We start from the raw sequence: 19,298 nt of genomic DNA, 5'->3' as shown, positions 1-19,298 counted from the left end.
GCCGGGTGGGGTCCGGGAACCGGCGGCGGGCGCACGTCTACTTGGTGGCCAGCCGCAGCAGCGCCCACAGCTGGGCGATGGCGTCGTGGTCACCGGTGGTGGGCGGCAGGTCCCGGTCCGGGATGCGGCCCCACAGCCAGCGGTAGAGCTGCATCGGGGTGCCGGCCACCCGGCCGTCCGCGGTGGCCTCGGCCGGTGCGACCAGCCGGGCGGTGGCGGGTTCCGGGCCGGCCACCGCGACCCACACCCGGTTCCCCGCGTCGATCGCGACCGAACCCGGCCGGGTGCCGCGCACGCCCATGACGTCCAGGCGGTGCCCCAGCCACAGCGACAGCACCTCGTCGATGCCGTCCTCGGCCACGTCGTCGTCCACCGGGTCGATCGGCAGCCCGGCCGCCGCCTGCACGTCCATCCGGTGCACGGTCGACTCGTGCGCCAGGCGGCGCGCCCAGAAGTGGTGGTTGCGCTCGGCGGGCCACCAGGTCTCGCACGGGTCGTCGGGCTCGTGCACCCGCAGGGCGCGCACGAGGTCCCGCACCCCGCCGCGCACGTACTCCGGCAGCGACTGGCCCTCCTCGGGGTCCTGCTGCCACACCAGGGGTTGGCTGCCTTCCCTCAGCCAGGTCGACACCATCCGGTACGTGCTGCCCACGTGCCGCGCCGTCTCCCCGAGGTTGAGCCCCGGGCAGGCGGGCACCTGCCGCTCGGGGCGCTGCCCCCGCGCGGCGTCGGCCAGGCGTTCGGCTTCCAGTTCCACGACGTCGATCAGGCGGTCGTAGGCGACCAGTCCCCTGCTCACAGTGTGTCCTCGTACGTGATCTCGTCGGCCTGCTCGGTGAACCGCGCCACCAGGCGCACCAGGTCGTCTGCCGCACGGGAAGGGGTCCGGGCCCGCGCCGGGGCGCGGGCGGACCGCCGACGCCGGCCGGGGCTGGAGGGGGAAGGTCGAAGTCACTCTCGCGGCCTCCTCGCGGCGTCGGGACAGCGACGACCGCCGCGGGGAGACGGCGGCACTTGGCGGTGGGGCGCTTCCCCCGCCCCACCGCCAAGGCATAGCTCGAACAGACGTTCGAGCCCCGCAAGCCTATCCTGCGAGCCCGGCACTCCTCAAGCCGGGCGCGCGTGGTCTCATGAACGGGTGAGCGCACTCGACCACCCCGGCATCCGCAAGGTGGCCGCCGCCCTGTGCGAGGCCGGCCACCACGAGTCGGCGGACGGCATCCGCGTGCTGGCCGACGCCGTCCGCACCGCCGCCGAGGCGGCCGCGGCGGTGGGCGTGCCGGTGGGCGCGATCGCCAACAGCCTCGTGTTCGCCGCGGTCCGCGACGGCGTGGCCGCGCCCCTGCTCGTGCTCACCTCCGGCGCGCACCGCGCGGACCAGGAGCTGCTGGCCGGGCTCGCGGGCGTCGACCGGGTGGAGCGCGCCGCGCCCGCGTTCGTGCGCGAGCACACCGGCCAGGTGATCGGCGGCGTCTCGCCGATCGGGCACCCCGCGCCGCTGCGGACCTTCGTCGACACCGCGTTGGCGCGGTACGACGTGGTGTGGGCCGCGGCCGGGCACCCGCACGCGGTCTACCCGACCACGTTCGCGGGCCTGGTCGAGCTGACCGGCGGCACGCCCGCGGCGGTCGCCCGGTGACCGCCGCACCGTCGCGGCGGCTGGTGGAGCTGTCCGCCCGCGAGCTCAACGCCCGGCTGGGCGAGGCGCTGGCGCTCTACGTCAGCGCGATGAACTACCCGCCCGGCACGGCCGAGCAGCGCGCCCCCATGTGGCTGGCGCACATGCTGCGCGACGGCTGGCGGTGCGTGGCCGCCCTCGGCGAGCGGGACGAGCTGGTCGGCATCGGCTACGGCTACCGCGGCGCGGTCGGCCAGTGGTGGCACGAGCAGGTGCGCCACGGCCTCACCATGGTCGCCGGGCCCACCGCGGTCGAGGAGTGGATGCGCGACTACTTCGAGCTGACCGAGCTGCACGTGCTGCCCGACGCGCAGGGCCGCGGCATCGGCGAGCAGCTGCTGCGCAACCTGCTCTCGGGCGTGCCCAACTCGCGGGTGCTGCTGTCCACACCGGAGGGACCGAGCAAGGCGTGGCGGCTCTACCGCCGGGTGGGGTTCGTGGACGTGCTGCGGCACTACCAGTTCACCGGCGACCCGCGGCCGTTCGCCGTGCTGGGTCGCGCGCTGCCCGTGGCATGAGGGGGCGGGCGGTCCCGGTGGACCGCCCGCCCCCTCGCACCGGCTTCAGAACGGCGAGACGAAACCCGTCGCCTTGAGGAACCGGCCCGCGTTGAGGCCGTCGATCGGGCGCAGCTTGGAGTAGACGACCCGGTCGCCGAAGTTGCCCTCGACCGTGCGGACGTGCGTGGCCTTGCGGCCGGTCCGGTCGTACTTCACCTCGACCACGAGGCCGACGTGCGCGTGCATGTCCGGGTAGTTGCCGTAGACCACCGCGTCACCGGGCGCCACCTCCCGCTCGCCGATGTCCTTCCAGCGGCCGTTGGCCCGGCCCCACTTCTGCCAGTAGGTCGCCCAGTGGCCCTGGTCGAGCACCGACGCGCCCGCCTCGGGCCGCATGGACGGCCGGACGGGCACGCCCGCGGTGGTCCAGGCCCAGTTGACGAACACGCCGCACCACTCGGCCGGGCGCAGCACGCCCGGGCCGCCGGCGTCCTGGTACTTCTGCGGGTAGTAGTTCCCCCTGCCCTCGCGCTGGCCGACCTCGCGCAGCGCGTGGTCCACGATGTCCTGCCGGATGCGCCACTGGTCCCGGTCCGCGACGGCGCCGGGCTGCGCCTGCGCGACCACCGGGGACGCGCCGAGCAGCAGCGCGCCGGCCAGCACCGCGCCGAGCGCGGACCGCACGGGACGTCTGGTCATCCCTCCCCCTCTCCTCGCCCGCCCATTCAACCCCGGAGCGGGTGACCTCGTCGTGAGGCCCCCGCTCCGCTCGTCCGTCCGGGTCAGATCTGCGCGAGCCGTTCACGAAGAGTGTCCAGCCCCATGGCCCCCATCTCCAAGGCGCGGGAGTGGAAGGTCTTGAGGTCGAACGACGCGCCGTGGCGCGCGCGGGCCTCGTCGCGGGCGGCCAGCCAGAGCCGTTCGCCGAGCTTGTACGACGGCGCCTGGCCGGGCCAGCCCAGGTAGCGGTCGATCTCGTCGCGCACGTGGGCCGGGTCGGTGATGGTACGGGTCAGCATGAACTCCAGGCCCAGCTCCGGGGTCCAGCGCTCGCCCTCGTGGAAGCCGGTGCCCTTCGGGATCTCCAGCTCCAGGTGCATGCCGATGTCGATGATCACGCGGGCGGCGCGGAACAGGTGCGCGTCGAGCATGCCCAGCAGGTCGCCGTCGTCCTCCAGGTAGCCCAGCTCGCGCATCAGCCGCTCGGCGTAGAGCGCCCAGCCCTCGCCGTGGCCGGACACCCAGCACAGCAGGCGCTGGAACTCGTTCAGCTTCTCCGCCTGGTGCACGGCCGTGGCGACCTGGAGGTGGTGGCCCGGCACGCCCTCGTGGTAGACGGTGCTGACCTCGCGCCAGGTGGAGAACTCCTCCTTGTCCGCGGGCACGGACCACCACATGCGGCCCGGCCGGGAGAAGTCCGGGGTGGGGCCGGTGTAGTAGGCGCCGACGCCGCCGCCGGGCGGCGCGATGCGGCACTCCAGGCGCATCAGCTCGTCGGGCAGGTCGAAGTGCACGCCGCGCACGTCCAGCAGCGCCTTGTCCGACAGGTCCTGCATCCACGCCTGGAGACCGTCCTTGCCGCGCACCAGGTAGCGGGGGTTCGCGTCCAGCGCGGCGGCGGCACCGGCGAGCGTGGCGCCCGGCTCGATGCGGTTCGCGACCTGCTTCATCTCGGTCTCGACGCGGGCGAACTCGGCCCAGCCCCACTCGTACGCCTCGGCCAGGTCGAGGCGGGAGCCGGTGAAGTAGCGCGACTGGAGCCGGTAGACGTCCTCGCCGACCGCGTCCTTCTCCGGTGCCCGGGGCGCGAGGTCCGCGCGCAGGAAGTCGGCGAAGTCGCCGTACGCCTGGGCCGCGGCGGTCGCGCCCGCCTCCAGGTCGGTGCGCAGCGCGGCCCCGGCGGGCGCGCCGGCGACCATCCGGGCGAAGAACGAGCCGCCGCCCGCGCGGCCCGACCACGTGTCGCACTGCGCGGCGACCCTGGTGACCTGGCGCAGCGCCGCCACCCGGCCGCCGTCGGCGGCGTGGGCCAGGCCCGCGCGCAGGCCGGCCAGCGCCTCCGGCACGGCGGCCAGGCGCTTGGCGATCACGGCCCAGTCGTCGGCGGTCTCGGTGGGCATCAGGTCGAACACCTCGCGCAGCGACTGCACGGGGCTGGCGATGACGTTGAGGTTGCTCGCGGTGAGGCCGGCCTCGTGCAGCTCGACCTCCAGGCCCACCCGCTCCAGGAACACGGCCTTGGCGTCGACCTCCGACCCGTCCGCGGGCTCGGCGGCCGCGACCTCGGCGAGCGCCCGCCTGGCCAGCTCCAGGCGGGCGGCGTGCCCCTCCGGCGAGAAGTCGGTCAGCCGGTCGTCGTGGCCGGGCTTGCCGATGAAGGTCGCGGTCAACGGGTCCGCGGCCGCGGTGTCGGCCACGAACTGGTTGCTGATGCCGTGCACGCCGGCGGGGGAGGTTGCCATGCGCCGCACGTTACCTGCGGGTCGCATCCCCCCGACAGGTACTTAGCCAGGCTCACGACCGTGTCCCGCCGGTCAACTTTTGACCGCTGCCGGCAGGATGATCGCGTGCCCAGGGCATCCGCGCTCCTCCTGCCCGTGCTCCTCCTCGCGGCGTTCACGCTGACGGGGTGCGTCCGGCTGCACGCCGCCATGGCGGTGTCGCAGGACGACCGGGTGTCCGGCGAGATCACCGCCGCCACGCCGCCCACCAGGGACAACGACCCCGGCCCGCAGCTGAAGGTGCCCGAGGAGCTGGCCGGCCGGGTGACCACCAAGCCGTACCAGCTCGACGACTACGTGGGCACGCAGCTGTCGTTCAGCGCGCTGACCTTCGACGAGGTCAGGGCCCTGTCGGTGGCCACCAGCGCGTCGTCCAGCCGGTACCAGCTGACCTTCCGGCGCTCGGGCGACCTGGTGACGCTGTCGGGGTCGGTGGACCTGACCCAGGTGCCGCCGGAGCGGGCCGACATCCAGGTGAAGATCAGCTTCCCGGGCGAGGTCGTCGACACGAACGGGCGAGAAGAGGACAACGCCACGATCGGGTGGACCCCGAAGCCGGGCCAGGCGTCGATGCTCACCGCGACCGTGCGGTACGCCGGACCGAACTCCGTGTCCTACTTCGGCTGGGCCATGCTGGTCGCCGGGCTGACCGGCGGCGCGGCGCTGATCGTGCTGGTCCTGGCCGTCGTGTCGCACCGGCGCGGCCTCGTCTCCTGACCGGCTGTCACACCCGCCCCGGTCGCCTCGTCCCCCCGGCATGGGGATGGGGTTCCCCGCGGTGGCGCCCGAGGCATACCGCCTGATGACGGGTGCGCGTTCTGCGTGGACGTGCACTCCACCGACGCGGTGGGGGCGGGTGAGGACGTCGGCGGCTGTTCGCCGTCTCGGCGTGGCGGGAGTCCACCTTCTTCACCGGGACCGAGCGGGTGGCCATGGGGCTGACCGACGCGGTCACCCGGATGGGCGAGCACGGCGTGCCCGCCGAGCTGTGGGCGCGGGCGGACGCGGCGTTCACCGAGAAGGAGCCGGCCGACCCGCCGGCGCTGATCATCGGCGTCAACGGGCTCAACCGGCTGGCCGTGGCGCTGGAGTCGGCCACCGAGCGCAGGCTCGGCGCCTGACGCCATCACACCCACCGCTCGGCGGGGGTGTACCCGGTCAGCGCGCGGAACTCGCGGTTGAGGCGCGGCTGGTCCGCGCAACCGCACCTCGCCGCGACCTCCCGGCACCGGCCGGGTCGGCAGCGACACGGCCCGGTGCAGGCGCGCCACCCGGGCCGCCGCCTTGGGCGTGAGCCCGACCTGCTCGCGGAACCGGCTGGTCAGGTGCTGCCGGGTCCAGCCGACCTCGGCGGCGAGCCGGTCCACGCGCACCCGCCCGCCCGAGGCCATCACCCGCCGCCACGCCCACCGCACCGGCCCGGCCTGCTCCGGGCCGGCGTCCAGGCGCGGCCCCAGCCAGGCGTCCAGGACCCGGAACCGCGCGGGCCGGCCCGGCGCCTCGGCGAGCCTTTCGAGCAGCAGCGCCGCCTCCCGGCCCAGCAGGTCGGCCAGGGCGGTGACCTCGTTGGCCAGCTCCCGCAGGGGCACGCCGAACAGGGCGTGGGCGCCCGCCGGCGTCAGCGCGACGGTGACGTCGCGGCAGGCGCCCTCCTGCACCACCTCCAGCGGTCGGTCGCGCAGCCCCAGCACCGGCGAGGCGGGCAGCACCCGCCCGGTGGGCGAGCGGCGGTCCGGCGCGGCCAGGTCGAGCACCACGGTGACAGCCGCGAGCGGGGCCACCCGCCAGGCCACCGGACCCGTCGGCGGCTGGTCCTGCGCGGCGTAGTCGAGGACGTGCCCGGCCAACCGGGGGTCCGGGCGGCCGAAGGCCCGCTCCGCCGCCACCCGCTCGACCTCCCGGCGCGGCACCACCAGGCTCCAGTCGGCCACCGGTCCCCCTTCCATTCGTCCAAGACGAAGGCCCCCGCCCCTTCATAGCGTCTCGTGCAACCGAGGGAAGGGGGTCGCCGATGAAGGGCGTTGGCGGGTTCAGGGACGAGGCGGCTCGGGCGCGGTACTCCGCGGCCTACGAGCGGGCGATGGCGGAGTGCCCGGCGCCGGACGCCGTGCACGACGTCGACACCCGGCACGGCACGACCCGGGTCTACCGCTTCGGGAGTGGTGACGCGCCGCCGCTGGTGCTGCTGCCCGGGCTCATGGCCACCACGGCCTCCCTGGCGGACCTGATCCCGGCGTTCGCGGCGCACCACCCCGTCCACGCGGTCGACACGCTGGGCGAGGCGGGTCGCAGCGTGCAGACCGCGCCGCTGGTCGACCACCGCGACCGGGCGGCGTGCCTCGACGACGTGCTCGACCGCCTGGGCCTGACCGGGGTGCACCTGGTGGGCGGCTCCACCGGCGGCTGGCACGCGGTCAACCAGGCGATCCACGCGCCGGACCGGCTCGCCTCGATCAGCCTGCTCGACCCCACCGCCGTGACCGCGGGGTTCTCCCGCCGGCTGGTGCTGCACGGTGCGGTGGCCGCGCTCGTCGACCGGGAGTGGCTGTGGCGGCGGTGGCTGCGCCGGGCCGCGGGCGCGGACCTGCTCGACCGGCCGGACACCCGGCTGGTGCTCACCGCGATCCGCACCTACCGGGCGCGCCTGCCCTTCCAGACCCGCCCCGCCGAGGACGCCATCCGGTCCCTGCGGGTGCCGGTGCTGGCGGTGTTCGCCGGGCGCAGCGCCGTGCACGACCCGGTCGCCGCCGCGGACCGGCTCCGGGCGCCGCTGCCCGCGGCCGAGGTGGGGGTGCTGCCCGAGCTGGGGCACCACCCCTCCCTGCGGGCGGACGAGCGCGACGCGTTCACCGGACGGGTGCTCGCGTTCATCCGCCGGGTCACGCGCGAGCGGGCACCAGGCCCAGCCGACCGACCACCTCGCGCGTCGCCTTCGACCGGTTGAACGTGTAGAAGTGCAGCGCGGGCACGCCCTCGGCGAGCAGCCGCTGCCCCATCTCCGTCACCAGGTCCACGCCCTCCGCCCGGAACGCCACCGGGTCGTCCAGGAACGGCTCCAGCCTGCGCGCCACCGCGGCGGGCACCGGCGCGCCCGACAGCTCCACCGTCTTGGCCAGCGTCCGGCGCGTGGTCAGCGGCATCAGGCCGGGCAGCAGCACGGTGTCGCAGCCCACCGCCGCCACCCGGTCGCGCAGCCGCAGGAAGTCGTCGGCGTCGAGGAACAGCTGGGCGATCGCGAAGTCCGCGCCCGCCCGCAGCTTGCGCACCAGGTACCTGGTGTCCTCGTCCAGGTCCGCCGACCGCGGGTGGCCGTAGGGGAACGCCGCGACGCCCACGCAGAAGTCGCCCAGCTCGCGGCAGAGCCGGACCAGCTCCTCGGCGTAGTTCAGCCCTTCGGGGTGGCGCACCCACTCGCCGTTGACGTCGCCGGGCGGGTCGCCGCGGACCGCGAGGATGTTGCGCACCCCCACCGCCGCGTACCAGCCGATCACGTTGCGCAGCTCGGCCACCGAGTGGTCCACCGCGGTCAGGTGCGCCATCGGCACCAGCGTGGTCTCCTGCACCACGCGCCCGGTGGTGCGGATGGTCCGGTCGCGCGTGGAGCCGCCCGCGCCGTAGGTGATGGACACGAACGCCGGGTCGAGCGGTTCCAGCTCGCGGATCGCGCGCCACAGCACGGCCTCGTCCGCCGGGTCGCGCGGCGGGAAGAACTCGACGGAGAACACGGGCTTGTCCCCGCTGAGGCGTTCGACGACCGACGTCATGCGACCAGCCTAGAGCCACGCCCGCCGGGTGGGACAAGCCTTCCGGTAGGTGGACCACCCCCCGGTTGGGCGGCCGCACGGCGCAGAGGTGACGATAGACCCGTGCCGCCCCACCCACTGGACCTCGAACTGCCCAAGCACGTCGACACCGCGCTGGCCGGCTACCTCGCCGACCGCCGGGCGCTGGGCGAGCGCATGGAGGGCAACTTCACCGGGGCCGTGGACGCGCTGGCCGACTTCGTCCTCGGCGGCGGCAAGCGGATCCGGCCCACGTTCGCCTGGTGGGGCTGGCGCGCGGCTGGCGGCGACCCGGACGACGAGCTGGCGGGCGCCGTGCTCACCGCGGTCAGCTCGCTGGAGCTGATCCAGGCGTGCGCCCTGGTGCACGACGACCTGATGGACGCCTCCGAGACCCGCCGCGGCAGGCCGACCGTGCACGTCCGGTTCGCCCGCGACCACCGCGAGCGCGGCTGGCTGGGCGCACCCGAGCGGTTCGGCCTGGCCGCGGCCGTGCTGATCGGCGACGTGGCCCTGGCCTGGGCCGACGACATGCTGTTCGCGGCCGGGCTGCCCACCGACGCGCTGCAGCGGCTGAGCCTGCCGTGGCGGGACATGCGGACCGAGATGCTGGCCGGCCAGTACCTCGACGTGCTCACCCAGGCCCGCGGGGACGCCTCGCCGGACGCGGCGCTGCGCATCGACCGGCTCAAGACCGCCGCGTACACCGTGGAACGGCCGCTGCACATGGGCGCGGCCATCGGCGCGGGCTCGCCGGAGCTGGTGGCCGGGCTGCGCTCGTTCGGCGCCGACATCGGCGTGGCGTTCCAGCTGCGCGACGACCTGCTCGGCGTGTTCGGCGACCCGGCGGTGACCGGCAAGCCCGCGGGCGACGACCTGCGCGAGGGCAAGCGGACGCTGCTGGTGGCGCTGGGCATGGAGTACGGCGCGGACGTGCTGCACGACGCGCTGGGCCGCCCCGACCTGGACGAGGCGACGGTCGCCGTGGCCCGGGACCAGCTGGAGCGGGTCGGCGCGGTGGCCGCGGTGGAGGAGCGGATCGGCGAGCTGACCGAGTCGGCGCTGCGGGCGCTGGACCGGGCACCGGTGGCCGAACCGGCGGCCGATCGGCTGGCCGAGCTGGCGATCAGCGCCACGAAGCGGACCTACTGACGATGCGCGTGGTCACGGGTCGCACCGACCACGTGGTCGTGGTCGGTGCGGGGCTGGCGGGGCTGTCCGCGGCGCTGCACCTGCTCGGCGCGGGCAGGCGGGTCACCGTGGTCGAGCGGGACGCCGTGCCCGGCGGCCGGGCCGGGCGACTCGACCTGGGCGGCTACCGGTTCGACACCGGCCCGACCGTGCTGACCATGCCGGAGCTGGTGGACGAGGCGCTGCACGCGGTCGGCGAGTCGCTGGGCGACCGGCTCGACCTGCGGCCCGTCGACCCCGCCTACCGGGCCCGCTTCGCCGACGGCAGCACGCTGGACGTGCACGCCGACGCCGGGGCGATGGAGGCCGAGGTGCGCCGGTTCGCCGGTCCCCGCGAGGCCGCCGGGTACCGGGAGCTGCGCCGCTGGCTGACCCGGCTGTACCGGGTGGAGCGGGACGCGTTCATCGGCGCGAACTTCGACTCGCCCCTGGACCTGCTCACGCCCCGGCTGGCGGAGCTGGCCGCGCTGCGCGGGTTCGCCCGGCTCGAACCGTCGGTGGCGCGCTTCCTCTCCGACGAGCGCCTGCGGCGGGTGTTCACCTTCCAGTCGCTGTACGCGGGGGTGCCGCCGCACCGGGCGCTGGCCGCCTACGCCGTGATCGCCTACATGGACACCGTCGCGGGCGTCTACCACCCCGAGGGCGGGATGCGCGCGCTGCCGGACGCCCTGGCGGCCGCCGCGCAGGACGCCGGGGCCGAGTTCCGCTACCGGACGCGGGTGGCGTGGCTGGAGCGGATCGGCGGCCGGGTCACCGCCGTGCGCACCGCCCGGGGCGAGCGCATCCCGTGCGACGCGGTGGTGCTCACCCCGGACCTGCCGACCTCCTACCGCCTGCTCGGCCACCGCCCGCGCCGACCGCTGCCGATCACCTGGTCGCCGTCCGCGGTCGTGCTGCACGCCGGGGTGACGCGCACCTGGCCCGAGCTGGCCCACCACACCGTCTTCTTCGGCGCCGCGTGGCGGCGGACCTTCGACGAGCTGACCCGCCGCGGCACGCTGATGAGCGACCCGTCGCTGCTGGTCACCGCCCCGCCCGGGCAGGGCCTGTTCGTGCTGGCGCCCGCGCCGAACCTGCGCACCTCGGCCATCGACTGGGAACGCGTCGGCCCCGCCTACCGCGAGGAGCTGGTGCGCACGCTGGAGGCGCGCGGCCTGACCGGGTTCGGGTCCGCGATCGAGGTGGAGCGGCTGGTCACGCCGCGCGACTGGGCCGCGCGCGGCCTGGCCGCGGGCACCCCGTTCTCCGCCGCCCACACCTTCGCCCAGACCGGCCCGTTCCGGCCGCGCAACCTCGTGCTGGACAACGCGGTGCTCGCCGGCTGCGGCACCACGCCGGGCGTGGGCGTGCCGCCGGTGCTGGTCTCCGGCCGGCTCGCCGCCCAGCGGATCACCGGCGCGGTCGGCGCGGCGGCCCGCCGGCCGGTGGTCGGGCGCCGGTCGCGCACCAGGCGCTGACCTGGTCGTTCGGCCGGGCCGAACCGGCGGTCGCGCGCACCGCGAATACTCCATGTGGTCACTCGCCCGGGTGAGGCCGCCGTGCGACGATCCCCCGGGACGCCGCGACGACGACACCGGACCGGCCCATCACGTGCCGGCGCGCCCCGCCGTTGTGCGACGATGTTCCGGCGATGGCCGCGACCCCCTCCCGATCGAGCGCCGCACCTGTCGACCCGGTGCGGTCGTCGGCTACCCCGGAACGGGACCGGCCGGACCCCGGCGGCATCCCGATCCGCACCATCCTGCTCGGCGTGGCGGGCGTCATGCTGCTCGCGCTGGGCGGCACGGGCGCGGGCGCGGTCCTCAAGCACGACCCGCTGATCGCCGACACCTCGCTGAGCTGGATCCGCTACGGCCACGGCCACGACCTGGCCACCGCCGTGCTCTACCTCGGCCTGGGCCTGGTGATCTGGTCGTGGGTCCGGCTGGGCCGGATGGTGCGCAACCGGCACGTCGGCAGCCCCGCCGTGCTCACCGCGGTGGTGGCCTGGACGCTGCCGCTGCTGTTCGCGCCGCCGCTGTTCAGCAAGGACATCTACAGCTACCTGGCGCAGGGCCAGCTCAAGCTCAACGGCCTGGACCCCTACTCGGTGGGCCCGGCGGTGCTGCAGAGCCCGCTGTCGGAGAACGTCAGTTGGGTCTGGCAGAACACCCCGGCCCCGTACGGGCCGCTGTTCCTGATGCTCGCCGAGGGCGTCGTGTGGGCCACCGGCGCCAGCGTGATCGGCGGCGTGGTGCTCATGCGCTTCGCCCTGGCGTGCGGCCTGGTGCTGCTGTGCTGGTCGCTGCCCGGCCTGACCAGGCACCTGGGCGGGCGGCCCGCGACCGCGCTGTGGCTGGTCGCGGCGAACCCGCTGATGCTGGTGCACCTCATCGGCGGCGCGCACAACGACCTGCTGATGGTGGGCTTGATGGCCGCGGGCGTGCTGCTGGTGCTCGACCGCAGGCACGTCCTCGGCCTGGCCGTGGTGACGCTGGCGTTCGCGGTGAAGGCCACCGCCGTGGTCGCGCTGCCGTTCCTGGTGCTGGTGTGGGCGCGGCGGCTGCACGGCACGCGCAACGCGCGGCTGGGCCGGGCCGTCGCGGGCGGCGTGGCGGTGTTCGCGCTGGTGTTCGGGGCCACCACGCTGGTGTCCGGGTTGGACCTGGGCTGGGTGCCCGCGCTCAGCTCGTCCTCGACCATCGTGAACTGGCTGTCGCTGCCCAGCGCGGTCGGCGACTTCGCGCACACCGTGGTCAGCTCCTTCGTCCGGGTCGAGCCGACCTGGTTCATGACCGTCGCCCGCGGCCTGGGCTCGCTGCTGCTGGTCTACATCGCGTGGCGGCAGTGGCGGGCGGCGGAGGACGGCGGCGCGGAGGCCGTGCGGCGGGCGGCGATCACCATGCTGGCGGTGGCGCTGCTGTCCCCGGCCACGCTGCCCTGGTACTTCAGCTGGGCGCTGGTGCTGGCCGCGGGCTTCGCCTGGACCACCACGGGCCTGAAGGCGGCGGCGTTCTTCTCCACCTGGCTGCTGCTGGTCACCTTCCCCAACGGCGACACGGCCCTGTACTCCTGGGGCTACCTGGCGCTGGTCACGGCGGTGTGCGCGCTGGCGTGCGCGACGCTGACCAGGCCCGACCCGCTGAAGCTGTCCGGCAGGTACACGTGACGGACCTCGCCGCGGCGTACGCCCGCTGCCGCGAGCTGAACGCCCGGCACGGTCGCACGTTCTTCCTGGCCACCCGCCTGCTCCCGCCCGCGCGGCGCCCGGCCGTGCACGCGCTGTACGGGTTCGCGCGGTGGGCGGACGAGATCGTGGACGGCGGCGAGGTCGAGGACCCGGCCGCCGAGCTGGACCTGCTGGGCAAGCAGCTCGCCGAGGAGCTGGCCGGGCACCCCACCGGGCACCCGGTGCTGGCGGCCCTGGCCGACACCGCGGACCGCCACTCGATCGACCACGGGCTGTTCGCCGACTTCCTGGCGTCCATGCGGATGGACCTGCACGTGCGGTCCTACCCGGATTTCGCGGCGCTGGACCGGTACGTGCACGGCTCGGCGGCCGTGATCGGGCTGCAGCTGCTGCCGGTGCTCGGGACGGTGGTGCCGCGCGCGGAGGCCGAGCCGTCCGCCGCCGCGCTGGGCCGGGCGTTCCAGCTGACCAACTTCCTGCGGGACGTCGGCGAGGACCTGGACCGGGGGCGGGTCTACCTGCCCGAGGACGTGCTGGCCGCGCACGGGGTCGACCGGGAGCTGCTGCTGGCGGGCCGGCGCACCGGGCGGGTGGACCAGCGGGTGCGGCGGGCGTTGCGGCACCTCGTGGCGCACACGCTGGCGGTGTACCGGGAGGCCGAGGGCGGGGTGGCGCTGCTCGCCCCGGCGGCGCGGCCGTGCGTGCGGACCGCGCTGGTGCTGTACCGGGGCATCCTGGACGAGATCGCGGCGGCGGACTACCGGGTGCTGGACCGGCGGGTGGCGGTGCCGGCGTCGCGCCGGCTGGCCGTGGCCCTGCCCGGCCTGGCCCGTGCCCTCGTCGCCCGCGCCACGGGCCGCTGAGGGCACCGGACTAACGCAACACGAATTGCCCACGCATCTTTCGACCACCTTAACGCAACACGAGTTGCCCAGGCGCCTACCGGCCGCCTTGACGCAACACGAGTTGCTCAAGCGTCCACCATCCGTCTTGACGCAACACGAATCGCCCACACCTCCACCATCCGTCTTAACGCAACACGAATCGCCCACGCATCGACCGGTCCTGTTAACGCAACACGAGTCGCCCGAGAAGCACGACGTCCGGACGACCCGAGGGCCGCCCGGACGTGGCCGGTTGTTCCTGGTGTGGTGCGGTTCGGTCAGAAGCCCAGGGCCTGCGCCCGCCGCTTGACCTCGCGACCGCGGTCGCCGCGCAACGCCTCGATCGGCGTGCCCGGCAGCGTGTCGTCCTCGGTGAACAGCCACCGCAGGATCTCTTCGGTCGAGTAGCCGGAATCGCGCAGCACCGTGATGGTGCCAGGCAGTCCCTTGACCACGCCTCCGGCGGCGAGGAACTGGGCGGGGACGACGAGCACACCGTTGCGGCGCTCGGCGAGCAGTTGGCCGTCGCGCAGCAGCTGGTGGACTCGGTTGATCGGCAGGCCGAGGCGCTCGGCGACCTCCGGCAGGTTCAGGACCTCCAGGTCGGGAGCCAGCACGTCGGCAGCGGCAGGAATCGCACTCACGTGCGTCACGATGCCACAACGGCCGAAACGATGCCCTGCGCCAACCGGGTGGTCGCGGTACACCGCCGGGTTACCCGGCGGACACCCTTGGTTTCATGCGGCTTTGACGCGGATCCCACACGCGCGCGTGGGACCATCCAGCGCACGGCACTCGGTCAACAACACCCACCGTACGATCCACGGCTGTGGAAAGGTCGGCGACGAACGTGATCGGCGGGCTGCTCGAACAACGCTACCGGGTCGGCACCCTGGTGGCGCGCGGCGGCATGTCCACCGTCTACCGGGGCGTGGACACGCGCCTGGAGCGGGAAGTGGCCATCAAGGTCATGGACCCCAGGTTCTCCGCGGACCCGCAGTTCGTCGCGCGGTTCGAGCGCGAGGCGCGGGCCGCGGCCAAGCTGCACCACCCCGGCGTGGTGCAGGTGCACGACCAGGGCGTCGACGAGGACCGGGTCTTCCTGGTGATGGAGCTGGTCGAGGGCGGCACCCTGCGCGACCTGCTCAACGAGCGCGGCAGGCTGGACGTGCCGCTCGCGCTGACGGTCCTGGAGAAGGTGCTCGCGCCGCTGGCCGCCGCGCACCGGGCGGAGCTGGTGCACCGGGACGTGAAGCCGGAGAACGTGCTGATCGGGCGCGGCGGCGTGGTGAAGGTCGCCGACTTCGGCCTGGTCCGGGCGGTGTCCACGGCGGGGGTCACCAGCGACTCGGTGATCCTGGGCACGGTCGCCTACCTCTCACCCGAACAGGTGACCACGGGCAACACCGACGCCCGCAGCGACGTGTACTCGGCGGGCGTGCTGCTCTACGAGGTCCTGACCGGCGCGCCGCCCTACGTGGGCGACAACGCCATCTCGGTGGCCTACCGGCACGTCAACGACGAGGTGCCGCCGGTGCCGGACGTGCCGGCCGAGGTCGCGGAGCTGGTGCGCCGGGCCACCCGCCGCGAGCCGTTCCTGCGGCCCGCGGACGCCGAGTCGTTCCTGTCCGAGGTGGAGGCGGTCCGGGCGAAGCTCGGGCTGGTGCCCGCGGACGTGCCGGTGCCCGTCGCGCCGCCCGCCGAGGTCCCGCCCGCCGAGCAGGCGCCCGGTGGCGAGCCGCCGACCCGGCGCGTGCCGACGGGGGAACCCGGGGTCGCCGGCGGCGAGCCGCCGACCCGGCGGGTGCCGACGGGCGAGCCGCTCACCCAGCGGGTGGTCCTCGGCGCGCCGGGCGCCGGGCCGGTGCCGCCGCCGGGCCCGGCCGAGCAGACCGTGCGGGTCCTGCCCGTCGGCGTGGGCGCGCCCGTGGCCTTCGCCGACCCGACCGTGCCGGTGCACCGCCCGAACCCGCTGGTGCCGCCCCCGGCGGGCCCGCAGGGCACCCGGGCGATCCCCCGGGCCGCGCTCGTGCCGCCGGCCGAGGCGCCGCTCACCGCGCCGAGGCCCCGCCCGCGCCCCCGGCGCCCGGCGCGGCGGAAGAAGACGCCCGAGCAGCTGTACGAGGAGATGCGGGCGCGCGGCAAGCGCCAGTTCATCACCTGGCTCAGCGTGGTGGTCGTGGCCGCGGTGCTGATCGGCGTGGCCACCTGGTGGTTCTCCGTCGGCCAGGTCACCAGGGTGCCCGAGCTGGTCGGCAAGGACGAGGCCACCGCCTTCGAGCTGGTCGAGGCGGCCTCGCTGAAGCGGACCAGGACCCCGCAGCAGAGCGACACGGTGCCCGCGGGCCAGGTGATCAGCGTCGACCCGCCGGGCGGCACCGAGCTCACCCGCGGCGACCTGGTGCGGATCGTGGTGTCCACCGGCAAGCCGGTGGTACCGGTGGTCAACGCCGGGGTCGAGGTCGCGGTGGCCGAGCGGGAGATCGCGTCGGTGGGGCTCCAGTCGAAGGTCGACCCGGCCAGGGAGGAGTTCAGCGACCGCGTGCCCAAGGGCAAGGTGGTCAAGCTCGACCCGGCGGGCGGCACGCCGGTGCCGATCGGCTCGACCGTGACGATCGTGCTCAGCAAGGGCGCCCAGCCCCGGCCCGTGCCCAGCGTCACCGGCAAGTCCAAGGACGAGGCGTTCGGCGAGCTGGAGCGCGCCGGGTTCGAGCCCGTCGAGGGACCGGAGGAGTTCTCCGAGGCGGTGGACCGCGGCAAGGTCGTGCGCACCGACCCGGCGGCGGGCTCGAACGCGCCCTCCAACGACCGGCGGGTGACGGTGTTCCTGTCGAACGCGGTGACCGTGCCGCAGGTCGAGGGCAAGCGGGTCCAGGAGGCCAAGGAGGAGCTGGAGAGGCTCGGGCTGAAGGTGGACGTGCAGTTCAACAACCGGGACCGGGCGCGGGTGGTCAACCAGTCCGTGCGCGCGGGCCAGCGCGTGCCCAAGGACACCCGGATCACGCTGGTCGGCATCTGACGCGACAACGGCGGTGGCCCCCGACCTCACCCGAGGTCGGGGGCCACCGCCGTCGTCGGTCCTCGCGTCAGCTGCGCAGCATCTCCGCGACCAGGAAGGCCAGCTCCAGCGACTGCTGGGTGTTCAGGCGCGGGTCGCAGGCGGTCTCGTAGCGGCCGGCCAGGTCGGTGTCCGAGATCTCCTGGGCGCCGCCCAGGCACTCGGTGACGTCCTCGCCGGTCAGCTCGATGTGGATGCCGCCCGGGTGCGTGCCGAGCCGGCGGTGCACCTCGAAGAAGCCCTGCACCTCGTCCACGATCCGGTCGAAGTGCCGGGTCTTGTAGCCGGTGGACGACTCGTGGGTGTTGCCGTGCATCGGGTCGCACTGCCAGATGACCTGGTGGCCGGAGGCGGTGACCTTCTCCACGATCGGCGGCAGCACGTCGCGGACCTTGCTGTTGCCCATGCGGCTGATCAGGGTCAGCCTGCCGGGCTGGTTGTGCGGGTCCAGGCGCTCGACGTACTCGACCGCCATCTCCGGCGTGGTGGTCGGGCCGATCTTCAGGCCGATCGGGTTGGACAGCAGCTCGGCGAACGCGATGTGCGCGCCGTCGAGCTGGCGGGTCCGCTCGCCGATCCACAGGAAGTGCGAGGACAGGTCGTACAGCCTGGCCTGGTCGCCGTTGGTGTCCAGGCGCAGCAGGGCCCGCTCGTAGTCCAGCAGCAGGGCCTCGTGCGAGGCGAAGATCTCGGTCGTGTGCAGCGACATGTCGTTCACGCCGCACGCGGACATGAACCGCAGGCCGCGGTCGATCTCGCCGGCCAGCGCCTCGTACCGCTCCCCGGCGGGCGAGGTGCGCACGAAGTCCTTGTTCCAGTCGTGCAGGCGGTGCAGGTCGGCCATGCCCGCCGTGGTCATGGCGCGCAGCAGGTTCATCGCCGCGCCCGCGTTGGCGTAGGCGCGGATCATCCTGGACGGGTCCGGCACGCGCGCCTCGGGCGTCGGGACCAGCGAGTTCACGATGTCGCCGCGGTAGGACGGCAGGCCCAGCGCGTCGATGCCCGACGAGCGCGGCTTGGCGTACTGGCCGGCGATGCGGCCGATCTTGACCACCGGCAGGCTCGCGCCGTAGGTCAGCACCACGGCCATCTGGAGCAGGGTCCGGACGTTGGCGCGGATGTGCGGCTCGGTGTTGTCCGCGAAGGTCTCCGCGCAGTCGCCGCCCTGGAGGAGGAACGCCTCGCCCCGGGCGACCTCGGCCAGGTTCTCGCGCAGGCGGTCGATCTCGGCGGGCACGGTGATCGGCGGCACGCTCTCCAGCACCGCGCGCACCCGGCGCACCTGCTCCGCGTCCGGCCACTCCGGCTGCTGGGCTGCCGGACGGCCGAGCGCGTCGTCCAGCCGGGAGCGCATCTCCGGCGGGAGGGGCGGAAGCTCGGGAAGCGTGTCGACGGGCACGTCCACGGTCCAGTTCACACGTTAAAGATAGCTGTCCACACTGCAGGACGGGCACCGGTCCGGCTGTGCATGATGTGGCTCATGCCAGACACCCGGTTGGATGATGGGACGGCCGCGCGATTGCTGTCCGTGGCGGTGGAGAACGTCCAGCGGGACCACCCCGTGCACTGGACGCACGTGATCGCCGACGACGCCGGGCTGGTGCCGCAGCGGGTGCTGCACCCGATCTTCGCCGGGTCGTTCGACTGGCACTCGTGCGTGCACCAGACGTGGCTGGCGGTGCGGCTGCTGCGGCTGCGGCCCGGCCTGGACGGCGCCGAGGAGGCGCGGCGGGTGCTCGACTCGCTGATCACGCCGGAGAACGCGCGCGTCGAGGCGGAGTTCTTCACCGGGCCGAGCGGCGGGTTCTGGGAGCGGCCCTACGGGTGGGCGTGGCTGCTGGTGCTGGACGCGGAGCTGCGCACGTGGGGCTCGCCGTGGGCGGTGGCGCTGCGGCCGTTGAGCGAGGTGCTGCGCGAGCGCTTCCTGGTCAAGGTGGCCGGCGCGCGGCTGCCGGTGCGCACCGGCACGCACGGCAACACCGCGTTCGCCACCGGGCTGGTGCTGGACGCGGCGCGTGCCGTCGGGGACGAGGAGCTGGCGGCGGCGTGCGCGGCGGCGGCGCTGCGCTGGCACCGCGAGGACGCCGGGTACGGCGGGTTCGAGCCGGACGCGGCGGACTTCCTGTCGCCCGCGCTCACCGAGGCCGACCTGATGCGCCGCGTGCTGCCGCCGGACGAGTTCACCGCGTGGTTCGACGCCTTCCTGCCCGACCTGGAGGAGGCCCGCTGGAAGGTGTTGCGGGAACCCGCACCGGTCGACGACCCGTCCGACCCCCACGGCTCCCACCTGGTCGGCCTGGCCCTGTCCCGCGCCTGGCAGTGGCGCGCCATCGCCGACGCCCTCCCCCCGTCGCACCCCCACACCGACCTGGCCCGCACCGCCGCCGAGGCCCACGCCACCACCGGCCTGCACCAAGTCCTGGGCCACGGCTACTACGCCGAGCACTGGCTGGGCACCTTCGCCACCTACCTGCACCTGGCCGCCCACTAACCGGCGAGTCATGCCCCCAGCCCGCGCGTGTCATGCACTCAAAC

General features: G+C 74.6%; 17 protein-coding genes. 10 read left to right on the top strand and 7 right to left on the bottom strand.

Going from position 1 to position 19,298, the window contains the following annotated elements; genetic code table 11:
* Positions 1-37 precede the first annotated feature (37 nt).
* Entirely contained in the window at positions 38-799 is a 762-nt protein-coding gene (locus EKG83_RS08220) for a maleylpyruvate isomerase N-terminal domain-containing protein (RefSeq protein WP_033427425.1), read from the bottom strand.
* 339 nt (positions 800-1,138) lie between these two features.
* On the opposite strand from EKG83_RS08220, the gene EKG83_RS08215 reads away from it, so the two are divergent.
* Together EKG83_RS08215 and EKG83_RS08210 are read left to right on the top strand one after the other, a co-directional pair.
* Positions 1,139-1,639, top strand: a complete 501-nt coding sequence (locus EKG83_RS08215; RefSeq protein WP_033427426.1) for a YbaK/EbsC family protein — start codon at positions 1,139-1,141, stop codon at positions 1,637-1,639.
* Entirely contained in the window at positions 1,636-2,196 is a 561-nt protein-coding gene (locus EKG83_RS08210) for a GNAT family N-acetyltransferase (RefSeq protein ID WP_033427427.1), read from the top strand. The genes EKG83_RS08215 and EKG83_RS08210 overlap by 4 nt, the downstream gene beginning before the upstream one ends.
* A 45-nt stretch (positions 2,197-2,241) precedes the next feature.
* Here EKG83_RS08210 and EKG83_RS08205 read toward each other — a convergent pair whose 3' ends face one another.
* On the bottom strand, positions 2,242-2,877 hold the full coding sequence (locus EKG83_RS08205) for a CHAP domain-containing protein (protein ID WP_033427428.1): 636 nt from the start codon (positions 2,875-2,877) through the stop codon (positions 2,242-2,244).
* A gap of 83 nt (positions 2,878-2,960) precedes the next feature.
* A complete protein-coding gene (locus tag EKG83_RS08200) occupies positions 2,961-4,640 on the bottom strand; it encodes a DUF885 domain-containing protein (protein ID WP_033427429.1) in 1,680 nt (559 codons plus the stop codon).
* Positions 4,641-4,745: 105 nt separating this feature from the next.
* Between EKG83_RS08200 and EKG83_RS08195 the strand changes: the two genes are divergently transcribed.
* Positions 4,746-5,396 carry a DUF3153 domain-containing protein gene (locus EKG83_RS08195; RefSeq protein ID WP_033427430.1) on the top strand — a complete coding sequence of 217 codons (651 nt, stop codon included), beginning with the start codon at positions 4,746-4,748 and terminating at the stop codon, positions 5,394-5,396.
* On the opposite strand, the gene EKG83_RS47550 is transcribed toward EKG83_RS08195, so the two are convergent.
* Positions 5,294-6,610: a hypothetical protein gene (locus tag EKG83_RS47550; protein WP_228122539.1), complete on the bottom strand. Its 1,317-nt coding sequence runs from the start codon at positions 6,608-6,610 to the stop codon at positions 5,294-5,296. The two genes, EKG83_RS08195 and EKG83_RS47550, sit on opposite strands and share 103 nt — an antisense overlap.
* 80 nt (positions 6,611-6,690) lie before the next feature.
* Between EKG83_RS47550 and EKG83_RS08180 the strand changes: the two genes are divergently transcribed.
* A complete protein-coding gene (locus EKG83_RS08180) occupies positions 6,691-7,623 on the top strand; it encodes an alpha/beta fold hydrolase (RefSeq protein WP_033427432.1) in 933 nt (310 codons plus the stop codon).
* On the opposite strand, the gene EKG83_RS08175 is transcribed toward EKG83_RS08180, so the two are convergent.
* Entirely contained in the window at positions 7,559-8,443 is an 885-nt protein-coding gene (locus tag EKG83_RS08175; RefSeq protein ID WP_033427433.1) for a methylenetetrahydrofolate reductase, read from the bottom strand. The two genes, EKG83_RS08180 and EKG83_RS08175, sit on opposite strands and share 65 nt — an antisense overlap.
* A gap of 102 nt (positions 8,444-8,545) precedes the next feature.
* On the opposite strand from EKG83_RS08175, the gene EKG83_RS08170 reads away from it, so the two are divergent.
* The 4 genes from EKG83_RS08170 (at position 8,546) to EKG83_RS47540 (ending at position 13,684) form a co-directional block, all read left to right on the top strand.
* Positions 8,546-9,613 carry a polyprenyl synthetase family protein gene (locus tag EKG83_RS08170; protein ID WP_033427434.1) on the top strand — a complete coding sequence of 356 codons (1,068 nt, stop codon included), beginning with the start codon at positions 8,546-8,548 and terminating at the stop codon, positions 9,611-9,613.
* Positions 9,614-9,615: 2 nt separating this feature from the next.
* A complete protein-coding gene (gene crtI / locus EKG83_RS08165) occupies positions 9,616-11,109 on the top strand; it encodes a phytoene desaturase family protein (RefSeq protein ID WP_033427435.1) in 1,494 nt (497 codons plus the stop codon).
* A gap of 173 nt (positions 11,110-11,282) precedes the next feature.
* Positions 11,283-12,800 carry a polyprenol phosphomannose-dependent alpha 1,6 mannosyltransferase MptB gene (gene mptB / locus EKG83_RS47545; RefSeq protein WP_211268979.1) on the top strand — a complete coding sequence of 506 codons (1,518 nt, stop codon included), beginning with the start codon at positions 11,283-11,285 and terminating at the stop codon, positions 12,798-12,800.
* A complete protein-coding gene (locus EKG83_RS47540) occupies positions 12,797-13,684 on the top strand; it encodes a phytoene/squalene synthase family protein (RefSeq protein ID WP_051764315.1) in 888 nt (295 codons plus the stop codon). Before mptB ends, EKG83_RS47540 begins: the two co-directional genes overlap by 4 nt.
* 299 nt (positions 13,685-13,983) lie before the next feature.
* On the opposite strand, the gene EKG83_RS08155 is transcribed toward EKG83_RS47540, so the two are convergent.
* Positions 13,984-14,349, bottom strand: coding sequence for an Rv2175c family DNA-binding protein (locus EKG83_RS08155; protein ID WP_194283004.1), 366 nt, complete (start codon positions 14,347-14,349; stop codon positions 13,984-13,986).
* 185 nt (positions 14,350-14,534) lie between these two features.
* Here EKG83_RS08155 and EKG83_RS08150 point away from each other — a divergent pair, with 185 nt between their 5' ends.
* On the top strand, positions 14,535-16,724 hold the full coding sequence (locus EKG83_RS08150) for a Stk1 family PASTA domain-containing Ser/Thr kinase (protein ID WP_033427437.1): 2,190 nt from the start codon (positions 14,535-14,537) through the stop codon (positions 16,722-16,724).
* Positions 16,725-16,791: 67 nt separating this feature from the next.
* Here EKG83_RS08150 and EKG83_RS08145 read toward each other — a convergent pair whose 3' ends face one another.
* Positions 16,792-18,180: a class II 3-deoxy-7-phosphoheptulonate synthase gene (locus EKG83_RS08145; RefSeq protein ID WP_033427438.1), complete on the bottom strand. Its 1,389-nt coding sequence runs from the start codon at positions 18,178-18,180 to the stop codon at positions 16,792-16,794.
* Positions 18,181-18,243: 63 nt separating this feature from the next.
* Here EKG83_RS08145 and EKG83_RS08140 point away from each other — a divergent pair, with 63 nt between their 5' ends.
* Positions 18,244-19,254, top strand: a complete 1,011-nt coding sequence (locus EKG83_RS08140) for a DUF2891 domain-containing protein (protein ID WP_033427742.1) — start codon at positions 18,244-18,246, stop codon at positions 19,252-19,254.
* The last annotated feature ends 44 nt before the right edge of the window (positions 19,255-19,298 follow it).

Source organism: Saccharothrix syringae (assembly GCF_009498035.1).
GTDB lineage: Bacteria > Actinomycetota > Actinomycetes > Mycobacteriales > Pseudonocardiaceae > Actinosynnema > Actinosynnema syringae.
Note: the sequence above shows the minus strand (reverse complement) of the source record. Positions and strands in the feature narration are given on the sequence as shown.